This window comes from Kitasatospora sp. NPDC004614 (assembly GCF_042873675.1).
GTDB lineage: Bacteria > Actinomycetota > Actinomycetes > Streptomycetales > Streptomycetaceae > Kitasatospora.
In genome coordinates, this window is the sequence record NZ_JBIALR010000019.1 from 23,849 (window position 1) to 42,231 (window position 18,383).

The 18,383-nt window shown below is 73.4% G+C and carries 11 protein-coding genes; 7 read left to right on the forward strand and 4 right to left on the reverse strand.

The genetic code is table 11. The features are described 5' to 3' along the window. Positions 1–58 precede the first annotated feature (58 nt). From pruA to ACFYST_RS29565, 3 genes are all read left to right on the forward strand, one after another. Positions 59–1,693 (forward strand): L-glutamate gamma-semialdehyde dehydrogenase, encoded by a 1,635-nt coding sequence (pruA, locus tag ACFYST_RS29555; RefSeq protein ID WP_387866859.1) that lies wholly within the window; start codon positions 59–61, stop codon positions 1,691–1,693. 292 nt (positions 1,694–1,985) lie between these two features. Then, complete coding sequence (locus tag ACFYST_RS29560) at positions 1,986–6,926, forward strand: NAD-glutamate dehydrogenase (RefSeq protein ID WP_387647594.1); 4,941 nt, start codon at positions 1,986–1,988, stop codon at positions 6,924–6,926. A 72-nt stretch (positions 6,927–6,998) separates the two neighbouring features. Further along, on the forward strand, positions 6,999–7,532 hold the full coding sequence (locus ACFYST_RS29565) for a hypothetical protein (protein ID WP_387866758.1): 534 nt from the start codon (positions 6,999–7,001) through the stop codon (positions 7,530–7,532). Here ACFYST_RS29565 and ACFYST_RS29570 read toward each other — a convergent pair. Both ACFYST_RS29570 and ACFYST_RS29575 read right to left on the reverse strand, forming a co-directional pair. Beyond that, positions 7,483–8,601, reverse strand: a complete 1,119-nt coding sequence (locus ACFYST_RS29570; RefSeq protein WP_387866759.1) for a sensor histidine kinase — start codon at positions 8,599–8,601, stop codon at positions 7,483–7,485. The two genes, ACFYST_RS29565 and ACFYST_RS29570, sit on opposite strands and share 50 nt — an antisense overlap. 14 nt (positions 8,602–8,615) lie before the next feature. Next, the gene (locus ACFYST_RS29575) at positions 8,616–9,278 is read right to left on the reverse strand and encodes a response regulator transcription factor (protein WP_387647661.1); all 663 of its coding nucleotides are present in this window, start codon (positions 9,276–9,278) and stop codon (positions 8,616–8,618) included. Positions 9,279–10,145: 867 nt separating this feature from the next. Between ACFYST_RS29575 and ACFYST_RS29580 the strand changes: the two genes are divergently transcribed. Then, positions 10,146–10,679, forward strand: coding sequence for a M15 family metallopeptidase (locus ACFYST_RS29580; protein ID WP_387866760.1), 534 nt, complete (start codon positions 10,146–10,148; stop codon positions 10,677–10,679). A gap of 24 nt (positions 10,680–10,703) precedes the next feature. Here the strand turns inward: ACFYST_RS29580 and ACFYST_RS29585 are convergent, their stop codons facing one another. Further along, entirely contained in the window at positions 10,704–13,400 is a 2,697-nt protein-coding gene (locus ACFYST_RS29585; protein WP_387866862.1) for an FtsK/SpoIIIE domain-containing protein, read from the reverse strand. A 340-nt stretch (positions 13,401–13,740) separates the two neighbouring features. Here ACFYST_RS29585 and ACFYST_RS29590 point away from each other — a divergent pair, with 340 nt between their 5' ends. The 3 genes from ACFYST_RS29590 to prfB all read left to right on the forward strand — a co-directional run bounded on the left by ACFYST_RS29590 (position 13,741) and on the right by prfB (position 18,093). Continuing rightward, positions 13,741–15,570 carry a serine/threonine-protein kinase gene (locus ACFYST_RS29590; RefSeq protein ID WP_387866763.1) on the forward strand — a complete coding sequence of 610 codons (1,830 nt, stop codon included), beginning with the start codon at positions 13,741–13,743 and terminating at the stop codon, positions 15,568–15,570. 136 nt (positions 15,571–15,706) lie between these two features. Further along, positions 15,707–16,954 (forward strand): serine/threonine-protein kinase, encoded by a 1,248-nt coding sequence (locus ACFYST_RS29595; RefSeq protein WP_387866766.1) that lies wholly within the window; start codon positions 15,707–15,709, stop codon positions 16,952–16,954. A 35-nt stretch (positions 16,955–16,989) separates the two neighbouring features. Beyond that, positions 16,990–18,093, forward strand: a complete 1,104-nt coding sequence (gene prfB, locus ACFYST_RS29600) for a peptide chain release factor 2 (protein WP_387647578.1) — start codon at positions 16,990–16,992, stop codon at positions 18,091–18,093. Between the two features lie 76 nt (positions 18,094–18,169). On the opposite strand, the gene ACFYST_RS29605 is transcribed toward prfB, so the two are convergent. Beyond that, positions 18,170–18,358, reverse strand: coding sequence for a hypothetical protein (locus ACFYST_RS29605; protein WP_387647576.1), 189 nt, complete (start codon positions 18,356–18,358; stop codon positions 18,170–18,172). Positions 18,359–18,383: the final 25 nt, after the last annotated feature.

Genomic DNA, 18,383 nt, shown 5'->3' on the forward strand with positions numbered 1-18,383 from the left:
TTCACCCTGGGAGGGGAACAGCACGCACCACCGTACGGAGCAGTTGAGCAGCATGCCGATCGACGCGGTCACCACCGTCCCCACACCCGTCAACGAGCCGTCGCGGGAGTACGCGCCGGGCAGTCCCGAGCGGGCCCGGCTGCTGCGGGTCGCGGACCTGCTGGCCGGGCAGTACACGACGCTGTCGATGACCGTCGGCGGCCGGCAGCGGATCGGCGGCGGGGAGCGGATCGAGGTGGCGCAGCCGCACCACCACGCGGCGAAGCTCGGCGTGCTGGGCAACGCGACCGCCGCCGACGTGCGGGACGCGGTGGACGCGGCGCTGGCGGCCGCGCCGGAGTGGCGGGGCCTGTCGTTCGACGACCGGGCGGCGGTGTTCCTGCGCGCCGCCGACCTGCTGGCCGGGCCGTGGCGCGAGACGCTGGCCGCCGCCACCGTGCTGGGCCAGTCGAAGTCCGTGCAGCAGGCCGAGCTCGACGTGTGCGAGCTGGTCGACTTCTGGCGGTTCAACGTGCGGTTCGCCCGGCAGATCCTGGCCGAGCAGCCGATCTCCGGCCCCGGGGTGTGGAACCGCGCCGACCACCGCCCGCTGGAGGGCTTCGTCTGCGCGATCACCCCGTTCAACTTCACCGCCGTCGCCGGCAACCTGCCGACCGCGCCCGCCCTGATGGGCAACACGGTGGTGTGGAAGCCCGCGCCGGCGCAGATGCTGGCCGCGCACTTCCTGATGCGGCTGCTGGAGGAGGCCGGCCTGCCGCCCGGCGTGGTCAACCTGGTCACCGGCGACGGGCAGGCGGTGACCGAGGTGGCGCTGCGGGACCCGGCGCTGGCCGGGCTGCACTTCACCGGCTCCACCGCCACCTTCCAGCACCTGTGGCGGGAGATCGGCCGCAGCATCGGCCACTACCGCAGCTACCCGCGGATCGTCGGCGAGACCGGCGGCAAGGACTTCCTGATTGCCCACCCCTCCGCCGACCCGGCCGTGCTGCGCACCGCGATGCTGCGCGGCGCGTTCGAGTACCAGGGCCAGAAGTGCTCGGCGCTGTCCCGGGCGTACGTGCCGCGCAGCCTGTGGCGGCGGATCAAGGACGACTTCCTCGGCGAGGTGGACGCGCTGACCGTCGGCGACGTCACCGACCTGAGCAACTTCATGGGCGCGCTGATCGACGAACGCGCGTTCGCGCGCAACCGCGATGCGATCGAGCGCGCCAAGGCCGACCCGCAGGTGGAACTCCTCGCGGGCGGCCAGTACGACGACGCGATCGGGTGGTTCGTCCGGCCGACCGTGCTGCTTGGCGGCGCCCGGCGCGGCGAGATCTTCTCCACCGAGTACTTCGGGCCGATCCTGGCCGTCCAGGTGTACGAGGACACCCGCTGGGAGGAGGCGCTGGACCGGGTCGACGCGGCCGCCCCGTACGGCCTGACCGGCTCGGTGATCGCGCAGGACCGGCGGGCCATCGCGCAGGCCGTGGAGCGGCTGCGGTTCACCGCCGGAAATCTGTACGTCAACGACAAGCCGACCGGAGCGGTGGTCGGACAGCAGCCGTTCGGCGGCGGCCGGGCGTCCGGCACCAACGACAAGGCGGGCGCGGCGCAGAACCTGCTGCGCTGGACGTCCACCAGGTCGATCAAGGAGACGTTCACCCCGCCGACCGACTACGTGCACCCGCACATGGAGTGGTCACCCGAGTGACGTACAGGACGCCCGGACGGCTTTGGACAAGGTGTCCAGGAAGGAACGATCTTCGTCCGGGATTGTGCCTCCATGTCCCCTGACACCCTGGTGCCGCCACGTTAGGCTGGCTGGCGTCGCCGGTTTCGGTCAGGCAGGCCAAACGACTTGTCGTACCCGGGTTGAGCGCGACTCATGCGTGACATGAGCGCTTTTCCACCTGGTGCGCGGGAGGATTTGCCGATGGGGCCCGGCGGTGCACCCACCGTCATCACCGAGTCACGCAACGGCGCGCGACAGGAGCCAAACAGCTATGCAGACCAAGCTGGACGCAGCCAAGGCCGACCTGCTCAAGAAGGCAGCAGCAGCCGCTGAGAACAGCCAGGTGGGGGGAGCGGCGCCCGGCGAAGGGCTGAGCAACGGCGCTCTGGCCGCCTACCTGCACCACTACTACCTCCACACGGCCCCCGAGGACCTGATCAACCGGGACCCGGTGGACGTCTACGGTGCCGCGGCCTCCCACTACCGGCTGGGCCTCAAGCGCCCGCAGGGCACCGCCGAGGTCCGGGTGTACACCCCGACCGTGGAGGAGAACGGCTGGTCCTGCGGCCACACCGTGGTCGAGGTCGTCACCGACGACATGCCGTTCCTGGTCGACTCGGTCACCAACGAGCTGACCCGCCTGAACCGCGCCATCCACCTGGTCGTGCACCCGCAGCTGGCGGTCCGCCGCGACCTCACCGGCAAGCTGCTGGAGATCCTCGACACCGACGCGTGCAACCGCGCGCAGGCCGCCGGCGCCGAGTGGCCCGCGGACGCCGTGATCGAGTCCTGGATGCACATCGAGATCGACCGCGAGACCGCCCGCGAGGACCTGCGCGAGATCGAGACGGGCCTGCGCCGCGTGCTGGGCGACGTCCGCGAGGTCGTCGAGGACTGGACGAAGATGCGCGACTCCGCGCTCCGTCTGGCCGACGAGCTCGCCGAGCAGCCCCCCGCGCACCTGCCCGAGCAGGAGGTCGGCGAGGCCTGGGAGCTGATGCGCTGGCTGGCCGACGAGCACTTCACCTTCCTCGGCTACCGCGAGTACGACCTGGTCGAGCACAAGGGCGAGGAGGTGCTCAAGGCGGTCGCCGGCACCGGCCTCGGCATCCTGCGCGCCGACCCGCTCAGCCACGACGTGGACCACCACCCGGTCTCCGAGGCCTTCGGCCGGCTCTCCGCCCCCGTGCGCGCCAAGGCGCACGAGAAGAAGCTGCTGATCCTCACCAAGGCCAACAGCCGGGCCACCGTGCACCGCCCCGCGTACCTCGACTACGTCGGCGTGAAGAAGTTCAACGCGGCCGGCGAGCCGATCGGCGAGCGCCGCTTCCTCGGCCTGTTCTCCTCCGCCGCCTACACCGAGTCGGTCACCCGGATCCCCGTGGTGCGCCGCAAGGTGCAGGAGGTCATGGACGGCGCCGGCTTCTCCGGCGAAAGCCACGACGGCCGCGACCTGCTCCAGATCATGGAGACCTTCCCGCGCGACGAGATGTTCCAGACCGCCGCCGCCGAGCTGCAGTCCGTCGCCACCAGCGTGCTGTACCTGCAGGAGCGCCGCCGGCTGCGGCTGTTCCTCCGTCAGGACGAGTACGGCCGCTACTTCTCGGCGTACGTCTACCTGCCGCGCGACCGCTACACCACCCGCATCCGGCTCGCCCTGATGAGCATCCTCAAGGAGGAGCTGGACGGCGACACCATCGACTACACGGTGTACGCCACCGAGTCGGTGCTGACCCGCCTGCACTTCGTGGTCCGGGTCGCCCCCGGCAACGAGCTGCCGCAGCTGTCCGACGCCGACATCGAGCGGATCGAGAACCGGCTCGCCGAGGCCGCCCGGTTCTGGATGGACGGCTTCAACGACCAGCTGCAGACCGAGTTCGGCGAGGAGCACGCCGCCGAGCTGGGCCACAAGTACGCCACCGCCTTCCCCGACGGCTACCGCGCCGACTACTCGCCGCGCACCGCCGTCGCCGACCTCAAGCAGATCGAATCGCTCACCGGCGAGGGCGACTTCCGCCTGAACCTGTACCAGCCGGTCGGCGCGGGCGACGACGAGCGCCGCTTCAAGATCTACCGGGTGGGCGGCCCGATCTCGCTCACCGAGGTCCTGCCGGTCCTGCAACGCCTGGGCGTCGAGGTACTCGACGAGCACCCGTACGCGCTGCGCCGCACCGACGGCACCACCGCGTGGGTGGTCGACTTCGGCCTGCGCCTGCGCGAGGGCACCGACCTCACCGAGGAGGACCGCGAGCGCTTCCAGGACACCTTCGCGGCGACCTGGCGCGGCCAGGCCGAGAACGACCGCTTCAACGAGCTGGTCCTCACCGCCAAGCTGACCTGGCGTCAGGCCGTGGTGCTGCGCGCCTACGCGAAGTACCTGCGGCAGGCGGGCTCCACGTTCTCCCAGGACTACATGGAGGACGCGCTCCGCAACAACACCCACACCACCCGGCTGCTGGTCAACCTGTTCGAGGCCCGGCTCTCGCCGAGCCACCGCTCCGGCGGCGACGAGCTGACCGACGCCATCCTGGAAGAGCTGTCCGGCGCCCTCGACGAGGTCGTGTCGCTGGACGAGGACCGCATCCTGCGCTCCTTCCTGCACCTGATCAAGGCCACCCTGCGGACCAACTTCTTCCAGCACGACGCCGAGGGCAACTGGCACTCGTACGTGTCGATGAAGTTCGACCCCAAGGCCATCCCGGACCTGCCCGCGCCGCGCCCCGCCTTCGAGATCTGGGTGTACTCGCCCCGGGTCGAGGGCGTCCACCTGCGCTTCGGCAAGGTCGCCCGCGGTGGTCTGCGCTGGTCCGACCGGCGTGAGGACTTCCGCACCGAGATCCTCGGCCTGGTCAAGGCCCAGATGGTCAAGAACACCGTCATCGTGCCGGTCGGCGCCAAGGGCGGCTTCGTCGCCAAGCAGCTGCCGGACCCGTCGGTGGACCGCGACGCGTGGCTGGCCGAGGGCATCGCCTCGTACAAGACCTTCATCTCGGCGCTGCTCGACATCACCGACAACCTGGTCGCCGGCGAGGTCGTGAACCCGGTCGACGTGGTCCGCCACGACGAGGACGACACCTACCTGGTGGTCGCCGCCGACAAGGGCACCGCGACGTTCTCCGACATCGCCAACGGTGTCGCCCAGGAGTACGGCTTCTGGCTCGGCGACGCGTTCGCGTCCGGCGGCTCGGCCGGCTACGACCACAAGGGCATGGGCATCACCGCCCGCGGCGCGTGGGAGTCCGTCAAGCGCAACTTCCGCGAGCTCGGCGTCGACACCCAGTCCGAGGACTTCACCGTCATCGGCATCGGCGACATGTCCGGCGACGTGTTCGGCAACGGCATGCTGCTGTCCGAGCACATCCGCCTGGTCGCCGCTTTCGACCACCGGCACATCTTCCTCGACCCGAACCCGGACGCGGCCGCCTCGCACGCCGAGCGCCAGCGCCTGTTCAACCTGCCGCGCAGCTCCTGGGACGACTACGACAAGTCGCTGATCTCGGCCGGCGGCGGCGTGTTCCCGCGCTCCGCCAAGTCGATCCAGCTGTCCGCCCAGGTCCGCGAGGTGCTCGGCATCGAAGCGGCCAAGCTGACCCCCGCCGAGCTGATGAAGGCCATCCTGCAGGCCCCCGTGGACCTGTTCTGGAACGGCGGCATCGGCACCTACGTGAAGGCCTCCACCGAGACCAACGCGGAGGTCGGCGACAAGGCCAACGACCCGATCCGGGTCAACGGCACCGACATCCGCGCCCGCGTCATCGGCGAGGGCGGCAACCTCGGCTGCACCCAGCTCGGCCGGATCGAGTTCGCCTCGCACGGCGGCCCGCAGTCCAGCGGCGGCTGGATCAACACCGACGCCATCGACAACTCGGCCGGCGTGGACACCTCGGACCACGAGGTGAACATCAAGATCCTGCTCAACCAGGTGGTCGCCGACGGCGACATGACGGTCAAGCAGCGCAACACCCTGCTCGCCGAGATGACCGACGAGGTCGGCCGCCTGGTGCTGCGCAACAACTACGCGCAGAACGTGGTGCTGGCCAACGCCGTCGCGCAGGCCGCCAGCATGGTCAACGTGCACGCCCGCATGATCAACCGGCTGGAGTCCAACGGACAGCTCGACCGGGCGCTGGAGTTCCTGCCCACCGAGAAGCAGATCCGTGAGCGCCAGCAGGCCGGCCGCGGCCTGTCCCAGCCCGAGCTGTCGGTGCTGCTGGCCTACACCAAGATCACCCTCGCCGAGGAGCTGCTCGCCACCGACCTGCCCGACGACCCGTACTTCCGGGACGTGCTGCACCAGTACTTCCCGTCCGCGCTGCGGGCCCGGTTCGCCGAGCAGATCGACAACCACCCGCTGCGCCGGGAGATCATCACCACGCTGATCGTCAATGACACGATCAACCGCGGTGGCTGCACCTTCGCGTTCCGCCTCCGCGAGGAGACCGGCGCGACGATGGAGGAGATCGCCCGCACCCACGCCGCCGCCCGCGCGGTGTTCGGCCTGGAGCAGCTCTGGGACCAGGTCGAGGGCCTCGACAACCAGGTCGGCGCCAAGATCCAGACCACCATGCGGCTGCACGCCCGCCGCCTGGTCGAGCGCGCCACCCGCTGGATGCTGGGCAACCGCCGCCAGCCGCTCGACATCGCCGGCACCATCGCGTTCTTCCACGACCGGGTCAACCAGGTCTGGGACTCGCTGCCCAAGCCGCTGCGCGGCGAGGACCTCGCCTGGTACGAGTCGGTGTACCAGAGGCTGTCCTCGGCCGGTGTGCCGGAAGACCTGGCCGGCCGGATGGCCGGACTGTCCTCCGCGTTCCCGACCCTCGACATCGTCGGTGTCGCGGACCGCTCGGACGCGGACGTGATGGAGGTCGCCGAGCTGTACTACGACCTCGGCGACCGCCTGGAGATCAGCCACCTGCTCGACCGGATCATCGAACTGCCGCGCACCGACCGGTGGTCGTCGATGGCCCGCGCCGCGATCCGCGAGGACCTGTTCGCCGCGCACGCCGCGCTCACCTCCGACGTGCTGGCCGCCGGACCGGCCGGATCCAGCCCCGAGGAGCGCTACACCGAGTGGGCCGAGCTCAACGGCAACCTGCTCGGTCGGGCCCGCACCACCCTCGACGACATAAGGGGTTCGGACAACTACGAGCTGTCCAGCCTCTCGGTCGCCATGCGGGTCATCCGCACCCTGCTGCGCGCCGGTCGCTGACCGCACCACCCCGAAGGGGTCCCGGGCAACCCGCCCGGGGCCCCTTCGGGCGTTCCCGGCACAATGACCCGCATGAGCGATTCCGCGTTCGACCGGCTCACGGACCTGCTCGGCGAACCCGACAGGCAAGCGCCGCACGGCAGTTGGGACGCTGCCGAGACCTACCTCGGGGTCCCGTTGCCGAGCGGCTACAAGACCTTCGTGGACCGCTGGGGCCCTGGCACCCTGGACAGCTTCCTCACCGTCCTCGGACCGGTCGACGGCACCGCGGACGAGGCCCGCGGGCTGTGGGGGGTGTGGTACGGCTCGCAGCCCGGCCAGACACGCAACCACGACATCGACCCGTTCCCGTACCACCCCGAGCCCGGCGGGCTGATCGGCTGGGGAGTCGACAAGTACGGCGGCGCCTGGTTCTTCCTCGCCCAGGGCCCCGACCCGGACGGCTGGCCGATCGCCGTGGTCAGCGACACCGGCCAGTGGTACGCCACCCGCGGCACCTTCCCCGAGTTCCTGCTGCGCTGCCTGGAACGCGAGAACTACCCGCTGTTCCTCGACATCACCTGGCCGCGACCGCAGCCCCACTACCTGCCGTACCGGGCAGACTGAGCACCACCGTCAACCCGCCGTCCGGGTTGCCCGCCAGCCGCAACTGTCCGCCGTGTGCCTCGGTGACCGCCGCGACGATCGCCAGCCCCAGGCCGTGCCCGCGCCGCACCGGGCCGCGCTGTGCCGTCCGGCCGCTGCCGCGCAGGAACGGCTCGGTGAGCGTGGAGACCACCGAACTGTCCAGCATCGGGCCGGAGTTGCGCACCGTCAACTGCACCCGGCCCGGGTGCTGCCGGTCCGGGCCGGTGGCCAGCTCCACCCGGCCGCCGGACGGCAGGTTGTGCCGGACGGCGTTCTGCAGCAGGTTCACCGCCGCCTGCCGCAGCAGCACCTCGTTGCCGGCGGCCGGGGCCGCGGACAGCTCCGCACTGACGGCCACCCCCAGCTCGGCGGCCTCCGCGGCCACCGCCGCCAACGCCTCGCGGGCCGGCGCGGACAGCTCCACCGGCGCCGACTCCGGGACGCGGTGCGGGAGTTCGGCGAGCTGCAGCAGCGCCTCGGTGACCTCGATGCCGCGCCGGTTGGTGTCCAGCAGCCGGTCCACCAGCCGCGGCCAGTCCTGCCCCGCCGGGTCGGCCGCCGCCACCTGCAGCATCGTCCGGTTGATCGCCAGCGGCGTCCGCAGCTCGTGCGAGGCGTTCGCCGCGAAACGCTGCTGCGCGTCGAACGCCCGCTCCAGCCGGGCCAGCATCTCGTCGAACGCGTCCGCGAGCTCGGTGAACTCGTCCCGCGGCCCCGCCAACGCGATCCGGTGCCCCAGATCCCCGTCCGACGCCCGCCGCGCCGCCGCCGTCACCTCCTGCAACGGCCGCAGCACCCGCCCCGCCACCAGCCAGCCGCCCACCATCCCCACCGTCGTCAGCACCGCCAGCGCGTACGCCTCCGCCGTGAGCAGCGAGCGCAGGATCTCCTGCCGCGACGGGGCGTCCGAGCGGTAGCGCGGATTCGCCGACGTCAACGGGTAGTTGGGGACGTACTTCATGCCGACGTACACCACGCCCAGACAGAGCGCGCCGGTGGTCACGGTGAACAGCGTGTAGCTCAACGTCAGCCGCAGCCGGGCGGTCAAGCGGCGAGGGCGGCTCACGCCGCGTCCAGGCGGTAGCCGACACCCGGCACGGTGTGGATCACCCACGGCTCACCGAGACGCTTGCGCAGACCCGAGATGGTGATCCGCACCGCGTTGGTGAAGGGATCCGCGTGCTCGTCCCAGGCCCGCTCCAGCAGATCCTCCGCGCTCACCACCCCGCCCCGCGCCGCCATCAGCACCTCCAGCACCGCGAACTGCTTGCGCGGCAACGCCACATACCGCCCGTCCCGGAACACCTCGCGCCGGAACGGATCCACCCGCAGCCCCGCGAACTCCAGCACCGGCGGCGCGGACTGCTCCGGCCGACGGGCCAACGACCGCAGCCGCACCACCAGTTCCGCCAGGTCGAACGGCTTGGTCAGATAGTCGTCCGCGCCCAGCTCGAACCCCGCCACCTTCTGATCCAGCCGCGACGCCGCCGTCAGCATCAGCACCCGGCAGCCCAGCCCCGCCGCGACGATCCGCCGGCACACCTCGTCACCCGACACCCCCGGCAGGTCCCGGTCCAGCACCACCACGTCGTACCGGTGCACCCCCAACCGCTCCCACGCCGCCTCGCCGTCCCCCGCCACGTCGCACGCGATCGCCGCCAACCGCAACCCCGCCTGCACCGCCTCGGCGAGGTACACCTCGTCCTCCACCACCAGCACCCGCACGCACAGCTCCGCTCCTCGACGATCGAACATCCATTGAACCGGACCCCGCATGTCGAAAACGTATGCCCGCCACCCGCTGCGCGGGGCTGGCGCGAGAACCGGGGGCAGGCCGGGGTGACCGGTTCGGCGGTACCCGCTGCGCGGGGTGGCCGGGGGGATGCGGTGGGTGTCGAAGACGTATGCCTGCCTCCACCGCCCGCTGCGCGGGGCCGGTGCGGGTGTTTTGTGTGCCGCTGCGCGGGGCGGCCGGGGGGATGCGGTGGGTGTCGGATACGTATGCCCGCCACCCGCTGCGCGGGGCCGGCGCGAGAACCGGGGGGCAGGCCGGGGTGACCGGTCCGGCGGTACCCGCTGCGCGGGGCGGCCGGGGGCGGTGGGTGTCGAAGACGTATGCCTGCCTCCACCGCCCGCTGCGCGGGGCCGGTGCGGGTGCTTCGTGTGCCGCTGCGCGGGGCGGCCGGGGGGATGCGGTGGGTGTCGGATACGTATGCCCGCCACCCGCTGCGCGGGGCCGGCGCGAGAACCGGGGGCAGGCCGGGCTGACCGGTCCGGCGGTACCCGCTGCGCGGGGCGGCCGGGGGCGGTGGGTGTCGAAGACGTATGCCTGCCTCCACCGCCCGCTGCGCGGGGCTGGCGCGGGTGTTTTGTGTGCCGCTGCGCGGGGCGGCCGGGGGCGGTGGGTGTCGGATACGTGTGCCCGCCCTCACCACTTGCTGCGCGGGGCTGGCGCGGGTGTTTTGTGTGCCGCTGCGCGGGGCGGCCGGGGGCGGTGGGTGTCGAAAACGTATGCGGAAACCCAGACGCCCTCGCAACACCGCCCGCCCTGCAATGGAGCCCGGAAGCAAGCGCACGGAGCAGGAGGCAGAGATGAGGAAGACCACACGGCGGACCATCACCGCAGCGGGGACGGTGGCGGTGCTCGGAGCGGTGGCGGCGTTTGCCGTGGGGGGATCGGACCAGGTGCGAGAGGCCGACGGGGAGCTGGCCGCCGGTGTCTCGGCCAGCCCGTTCGACGACGGCTCGGCGGCGGTGAGCAGGCTCGATCCGGCGCTGCTCGCCGCGTTGCGGGCGGCGGCCACGGACGCGAAGGAGCAGGGGATCGAGCTGCGGGTCACTTCGGGGTGGCGGAGCCGGAGCTATCAGCAGCGGTTGCTGGATGCCGCGGTGGAGAAGCACGGCAGTCTGGAGCTGGCGCGGCGGTACGTGAACACGCCGGAGAAGTCCTCGCACGTGTCGGGCAAGGCGGTGGATGTCGGGCCGACCAATGCCGACGACTGGCTGAACCGGAAGGGCGCCAAGTACGGGCTGTGCCAGGTGTTCGCGAACGAGATGTGGCACTTCGAGCTGCTGACCACGCCGGGCGGCCGCTGCCCGTCGCAGCTTCCGGACGCCGCCGGCTGAGCGGTGCCCGGAAGCCTGAAGCGGTCAGCTCTCGGTGGCGCGGCGGAGGGCGGAGGCGAGCAGGGCGAGGTCGGTGGGGCCGTTGCCGAGTTCGCGGACGGGGCGCGGGGACGGGGCGGCGCCGTGGTCCTCCAGGCGTTGGGCGACGACGGTGGGCCGGAGCGTCGCGGTGCGCGGGATGCGGCCGCTGACCCGGGCGCCCTGGAAGGCGGTGACGGCGCCGTCGGGGCGGCGCAGGTAGCCGCGGCCGGGGGTGGTGCCGGGCAGGGCGGCGGCGTCGGGCAGGTCGATCAGGAGGTCGGAGTCGCCGGGCTGTTCGGTGCGCAGGGCGATCCGCAGTTGCGCGGCCTCGTCGAGTTCGGTGTCGGCGGTGCTCTCCGGCGAGCCGGTGGTGGCGATGACGTGTACGCCGAGGCGGGCGCCGCGGGTGGCGGCGGCGGCCAGCGCGCGGGCGAGCGGGCGGCCGCCGGGGGAGGCGGGGCCGAGCAGCGCGTCGTAGTCGTCGACGACGACGATCAGGCGGGCGGGGGCGTCGGCGGACGGGGCGTCGGGGGAGCGGCGGGGTTCGACCACCCGGACGCGGTCCGCGGCGGGGCCGCCGACCAGTGCGGGGGTTTTGTCGAAGATCTGCCGGGTGTGCCACTCGGTGAAGCTGAGGCCGTCGAACAGGGCTTCGCGGTGGGCGAGTTCGTCGAGCAGGCGTTCGGCGGCGAGCAGTGCGCCGCGCGGGTCCTCGGCGGCGTTGACGTGGTCGGTGACGTGCGGCAGGTCGGTGCAGCCGGCCAGGCCGCCGTCGTCGGCGCGGTCGCCGTCGATCATCAGCAGGGCGAGACGGTCGGGGCGTTCGGAGACGGCGAGCGAGGCGGCGAGGGCGCGCAGCAGTTCGGACTTGCCGGAGCCGGGGCCGCCGCCGATGAGCAGGTGGTCGCCGTCCTCGGCGAGGTCGACGGCGCAGGTCTCCTCGCCGGCCGCGCCGCGTGCGGTGCCGAGCAGGGCGGCGGCGGCGCCCGCGCCGGCGGGCAGCGCGTTCCAGCTCTCGGCGAGCCGGGCGGGGGAGAGCGATTCGGAGCGCAGCAGGTCGAGCAGGCGGAGGGCTTCGGGGAGCGGTCCGCGGGCGGCGTGGTCGGCGTCGGTGGCGGCTTCGCGGAGCGGGGCGAGGGTGCGGGCGAGGCGTTCGGCCCAGGCGGGGGAGACCGCGTCGAGGGCGATGTCGGTGAGGTGTTCGCGGGCGCCGCCGGCCGGCCGGTCGAGGGTGAGGCGGGTGGCGACCTCGCCGGTGATCAGGCCGAACGCGCCGAGCCCGGTGGGGAGTTCCTCGGGGACCTCGGCGAGGCAGAGGACGAATACGCCGGCCGCGGGGCCCTGCCGGAGCAGCAGGCCGAGGGCGCGTCGGCCGGCGTCGGTGCCGGGGTCGCCGTCGACCAGGACGACGGTGGCGGGCGCGGCGGCGGTGGCGGAGGCGAGTTCGGTGAGCCGGGCCTCGGCCTGTTCGGGGCCGAGGCCGTAGAGGAGCCGGCAGGCCTGGCCGTGGGCGGGCCGCAGGTGGGGCAGCCACTGGGCCCAGGACCAGTCCTCGGCGTGGTGCTCGGGGGCGATCACGACCAGGGCGAGGCCGCTGGGCGGGTGCAGCGCGGCGAGCTGGGCGAGCACGGCGCGGGCCAGGCCGGCGAGGCGGTGGCGCGGGCCGGCCAGGCCGAGGCTGCCGGCGGTCTGCAGGTCGACGGTGGCGGGGACGGCGGGCAGCAGGGTGCCGGGGGCGGTGCCGGGGCCGCCGGGGAGGTCGGCGGTGCCCAGACGCAGGGTGAGCGCGTCGGGGTGGTCGGGGCCGCGTTCCCACAGCCGGGGGCCGGTGCCGAGGGCGGCGAGCAGCAGCGCGGCCGGGTCGGGCCAGCGTTCGCGCTGGTTGGCGGCCTGCCGCAGGCGGGCGGTGGCGTGCTGGCGGTCGGTGTCGACGGCGGGCGGCTCGGGGCGGGTGCGGCGCAGCCAGCGGCCGCGGCCGCCGCCGGGCTCGGCGGGCGGTTCGGCGGGGGGCGGGGGGCCGGCTGGGCGGCCGGGTGCGGTGCGGGCGGTGGGGCGGGGGGCGAGCCGGAGCCGGCCTTCGCCGTCGGGGGTGGTGCTGCGGGCCGCTATGTCGGCGGGGTGGGCGAGCTGGAGGGTGGATTCGCCGATCCGCAGCAGTGCGCCGGGCGCGAGTTCGGCGCTCTCCTCGCGCAGGTAGCGCTCGTCCAGCAGGGTGCCGTTGGTGGAGCCGAGGTCCTGGACGGTGGCGTGGCCGTCGGCGGTGAGGTGGAGGGCGAGGTGCAGCCGGGACACGTCGGGGTCGTCGAGCGGCACGTCGGCCTCGGTGGAGCGGCCGATCCGGATCCGCTCGCCGTGCAGGCGGTGGACGCCGCCGGCGTCGGGGCCGCCGACGACGCGGAGTTCGGCGGCGGGGCGGCCGGCGGTGTCCCCGGTGTCCGGGTCGGGCTCGCCGAGGGCGAGGACGGCGCCGTCGATCAGCGGGGGGTGGCCGATCGGGAGCTGTTCGTCCAGGCGCTGCTCACCGGCGTACAGGTGGATGTGGGTGGCGGAGCGTGGTCCGCGGACGCCGACCGCGCCGGCCAGCGCGGTGGCGACGGCGCCGAGCGTGGTGCCGACCGGTGCGGTGACCAGGACGTCGGCAGAGCTCCCGGGGCTGGTCGGGCCGCTGCGCGGTCGAAGGACGGTGAGCCGGATCTGCATCACGCCCGGGGTCCCTTCTGCACACGTGTGGTGCCTGCCATCCTGCCACTCGGGACGGACAGTCCGCGCACGGTACCGGATTTGACGATCTTGCGATCATCGCCATGGTGAATCCGACGCCGAGTCAGGTCAAGGAGACCCCGGCGCCCCAGGTGGCCGACAGCGCGCGACGGGCCCCGGCAACACCTCGGAAACCCGCGCGGGCACCGTTAGAGTTGCCGAAAACCGGGAGCCCTCGCGCGCGGGCGGATCCCAAAGGCCCCGGCGCCGTTCACGGGAACGGGGGAGTGCCGGAACGCGGCCCCGCAGCGGGCGCGGGGTGACCGAACGGAGTGCACAGGTGCGGCCTGTCGGAAGCAAGTACTTGCTCGAGGAGAGCCTCGGACGCGGAGCGACCGGCACGGTCTGGCGCGGCCGGGTGCGCGAGGACGTCGCCGTGCCGGGCCTGCAGCCCGGCCAGGCCGTCGCGGTGAAGGTGCTGCGCGAGGAGCTCGCCGCCGACCCGGACGTGGTGATGCGCTTCCTGCGCGAGCGCTCCGTCCTGCTGCGGCTGACCCACCCCAACATCGTGCGCACCCGCGACCTGGTGGTGGAGGGCGAGCTGCTCGCCCTGGTGATGGACCTGATCGACGGCCCCGACCTGTTCCGCTACCTGCGCGAGTCCGGCCCGCTGTCGCCGATCGCCGGCGCGCTGCTGATGGCGCAGATCGCCGACGCGCTGGCCGCCAGCCACGCCGACGGCGTGGTGCACCGCGACCTGAAGCCCGCCAACGTCCTGCTGGCCACCCTGGTGATGGACGGCGGCGAGCAGATGTACCCGATGCTCACCGACTTCGGCATCGCCCGCCTCGCCGACTCCCCGGGCATCACCCGCACCCACGAGTTCGTCGGCACCCCCGTGTACGTCGCCCCGGAGTCCGCCGACGGCCGCCCGCAGACCGCCGCGGTGGACGTCTACGGCGCCGGCATCATGCTGTACGAACTGGTCACCGGCCGCCCGCCGTTCCAGGGCGACAACCCGCTGGCGATCCTGCAGGCCCACCTCGCGCAGGAGCCGCAGCGCCCCCGCACCATGCCCGAGCCGCTGTGGACGGTGGTCGAGCGCTGCCTGCGCAAGGACCCGGCCGAGCGGCCCACCGCCGTCTCGCTGGCCGAGGCGCTGCGGGTGGTGGCGGCCGGCATCGGCGTGCACTCCTCGCCCGCCGCCGTGGACGCCGCCCTGTCGGTCGCCGCCCTGCTGGTGCCCGACCCCGCGCTCGCCCCGGCCGCGCCGGCCCACGACCCCGCGTTCGGCGGCAACGGGTACGACCCGGCCGCCGCCACCCAGGTCATGACGCACAGTCAGGCCGTCCAGGGCGCCGAGGACCGCACCCAGCTGATGAGCCCGCAGCCGCCCGCGCCGCCCGCGGACCGCACCAGGGTGATGCCCGCGATGCCGCCCGCGCCCGAGCAGCCGCCCGCGCGGCCGGACGGGCCGCACCCGTGGCAGACCCAGCTGCAGGCCGCCCGGGACCGCAACGAGCAGACCCGGATCGGCTACTTCGAGCCGGAGGACCTGGCCGACCCGCAGGTCGCGCCCCGCCCGTACCAGGCCGGCCAGTACCCGCCGCCCGGGCAGCGCCCGCCGGTCGCCCCGCCGCCGTACCAGGCCCCGCAGCCCGGCCCGCCGCCCGGCGGCGGCCGGTACGCCCCGCAGCCGGGCCCGTACCAGCCGCAGCCCGGCCGGCACCCGCAGCAGGGCGGGCACCCGCAGCAGGGCGGCGGCCGGCCCGGCGGCCAGTACCCGCAGGGCCGCGGTGGTCGCCCGCCGGTCGCCCCGCAGCCGTACCAGGCGCAGCAGCCCGGCCCGCCGCCCGGCTACGACGGCCGCCCGCAGGGCCACGCGGCGCCGCAGCGCCGGCCCGAACCGGCCCCGCCGCGCCGCCAGGAGCCGCCGTACCGGGAGCCGGAGCCGCCCCGGGCGCGGGAGCGCGAGCCGCGCCCGCGCAGCCGCAACCGGATGTGGATCCCCGGCCTGGGCTGCGCGAAGGGCTGCCTGCTGGTGCTGGTGGTGCTGGCGCTGGGCTGCCTGGCGCTGTGGAACTTCACGCCGCTCCCGGACTACTGGCACAACGTGGTGGGCTGGTTCGATTCGGCGAAGTCCTGGATCGGCAGCCATACCGGCAACTAGGTTTGACGCTTTGTCGACACTCCGACGAAATTCCTCCGGATCGGAACCGCTCCGGGGGCCCTCCGCGGCCCCCGGAGGCCGCTCGGGCGCGTAGGTTGTTCCGCGAGCACCGACCTCACGAGCCCACGGAGCAGCATTGGCACGCAAGATCGGCAGCCGGTACACGGTCCACCAGGTGATCGGCCGCGGCTCGGCCGGCACGGTGTGGCTCGGCGAGGGCCCGGACGGGCCGGTGGCGGTGAAGCTGCTGCGCGAGGACCTGGCCGCCGACCAGGTCCTGGTCGGCCGTTTCGTCCAGGAGCGCACCGCACTGACCTGCCTCGACCACCCGCGGGTGGTCGGCGTGCACGACATGGTGGTGGACGGCAGTGACCTCGCCCTGGTGATGGACCTGGTCCAGGGCACCGACCTGCGCACCCGCCTGGAGCGCGACGGCGTGCTCGACCCGCTGGTCGCCGCCTCGGTGATCGCCGACGTCGCCGACGGCCTGGCCGCCGCGCACGCCGCCGGCATCGTGCACCGCGACGTCAAGCCGGAGAACGTCCTGCTCGACCTGGCGGCCCCGCCCGGCCCCGGCGGCGCCCCGCGCGCCAAGCTCACCGACTTCGGCATCGCCCGCCTGGTCGACGCCCCCCGCCGCACCCGGGCCACCCGGATCATCGGCACCCCCGACTACCTGGCCCCCGAGATCATCGAGGGCCTGGAGCCGCGCGCCGCCGTCGACATCTACGCCCTCGCCACCGTGCTGTACGAACTGCTCACCGGCACCACCCCGTTCGGCGGCGGCCACACCGGAGCGGTGCTGCGCCGGCACGTCACCGAGAACGTCCCGCCGGTCGAGGGGATGCCGGACGGCCTGTGGCGGATCATCTCCGAATGCCTGGCCAAGGCCCCCGCCTCCCGGCTGCGGGCCGCCGAACTGGCCTCCCGGCTGCGCGAGCTGCTGCCCGAACTGGCCGGGGTCGGCCCGCTCGCGGTGCCCGCCCAGCGGACCGCCACCGAGGAGGCGCCCACCCCCGGCGAGGCCGTCTACGCCGAGACGGAGACCGGCCGCGGCACCCACCGCCGCCGCCGCGGCCCCGCCGTCCCGCTGGTGCCCGGGCCCACCCCCGACTCCACCCGCGACACCCACACCAGCCTGCGCCGCCCGTCTGCCGGGGAGCTCGCCTCCTACGCGGAGGAGTCCCGCGCCCAGCGCACCCAGCCCGCGCCCGCCCACCGGCGCACCCGGGCCCAGCAGATCCGCCGCCGCCGCACGCTGGCCGTGCTGATCGCGGTGATCCTGCTGCTCGCGGGGGCCGCCGCCGCCTGGACGGCGTTCGCCGCCGAGCCCCCCGCGTCCACCGCCGGAGCCGTCCACACCACCTGGTACCCCCGGTTGTAGCCGAGCCCCCCCGGCGAACCATTACCCTTGTGGGCGTGGCAGCCGTCGATCCTTCCGAAGAGCTCAAGAACCTCGACTCGACCATGTCGTCGATCGAGGCAGTCCTCGACCTGGACAAGATCCGGGCCGACATCGCAACCCTGGAGGAGGAGGCAGCCGTCCCCACCCTGTGGGACGACGTCGCGAACGCGCAGAAGGTCACCAGCCGGCTCTCCTTCCTCCAGGGCGAGCTGCGCAAGGTGGAGTCCCTGCGCGGCCGGGTCGAGGACCTGGGCGTCCTGTTCGAGCTCGCCGAGGCCGAGGACGACGCGGACACCCGCGTCGAGGCCGAGAACGAGCTTGAGGCCGTCAAGAAGGCCGTCGAGGAGCTGGAGGTGCGCACGCTGCTCTCCGGCGAGTACGACGCCCGTGAGGCCCTCGTCAACATCCGTGCCGAGGCGGGCGGCGTCGACGCCGCCGACTTCGCCGAGCAGCTGATGCGCATGTACCTGCGCTGGGCCGAGCGGCACGGCTACCCGACCGAGGTCTACGACACCTCGTACGCCGAAGAGGCCGGCATCAAGTCCGCGACCTTCACCGTCAAGGCCCCCTACGCCTACGGCACCCTCTCCGTCGAGCAGGGCACCCACCGCCTGGTGCGCATCTCCCCGTTCGACAACCAGGGCCGCCGCCAGACCTCCTTCGCCGGCGTCGAGGTGCTCCCCGTCGTCGAGCAGTCCGACCACGTCGACATCGACGAGGGCGACCTGCGCATCGACGTGTACCGCGCCTCCGGCCCCGGCGGCCAGGGCGTCAACACCACCGACTCCGCGGTCCGCATCACCCACCTGCCCACCGGCGTGGTGGTCTCCTGCCAGAACGAGCGCTCGCAGATCCAGAACAAGGCCTCGGCGATGAACGTCCTCCAGGCCAAGCTGCTGGAGCGGCGCCGCCAGGAGGAGCGCGCCGCGATGGACGCGCTCAAGGACAGCGGCAGCTCCTGGGGCAACCAGATGCGCTCCTACGTCCTGCACCCGTACCAGATGGTCAAGGACCTGCGCACCGAGCACGAGGTCGGCAACCCGCAGGGCGTGCTGGACGGCGACATCGACGGCTTCATTGAAGCCGGCATCCGGTGGCGCAAGCAGCGCGAGAGCTGAGCGTCATAGCGAGGCAATGAGAAAGGGCCCCACCGCTTCGGCGGTGGGGCCCTTTCCGTGTTCTCGGTCCTGGGAATCAGCGGGCGAGCAGCGCCAGCGCGATCAGGGCGGCGCACAGGACGGCCAGTAGCACCGTCGGGTTGAGCGTGGCGAACGGCCCGTGCTGCTCCTGCTGGAGCCGGGCGCGGTTGGCGCGACACACCGGGCAGCGGCCGTCGATGACGCGGCCGTTGCAGTTGGCGCACACCAGTTGGTCGCAGGTCATGCGTGTCCTCCTTGCTGCATAGCCA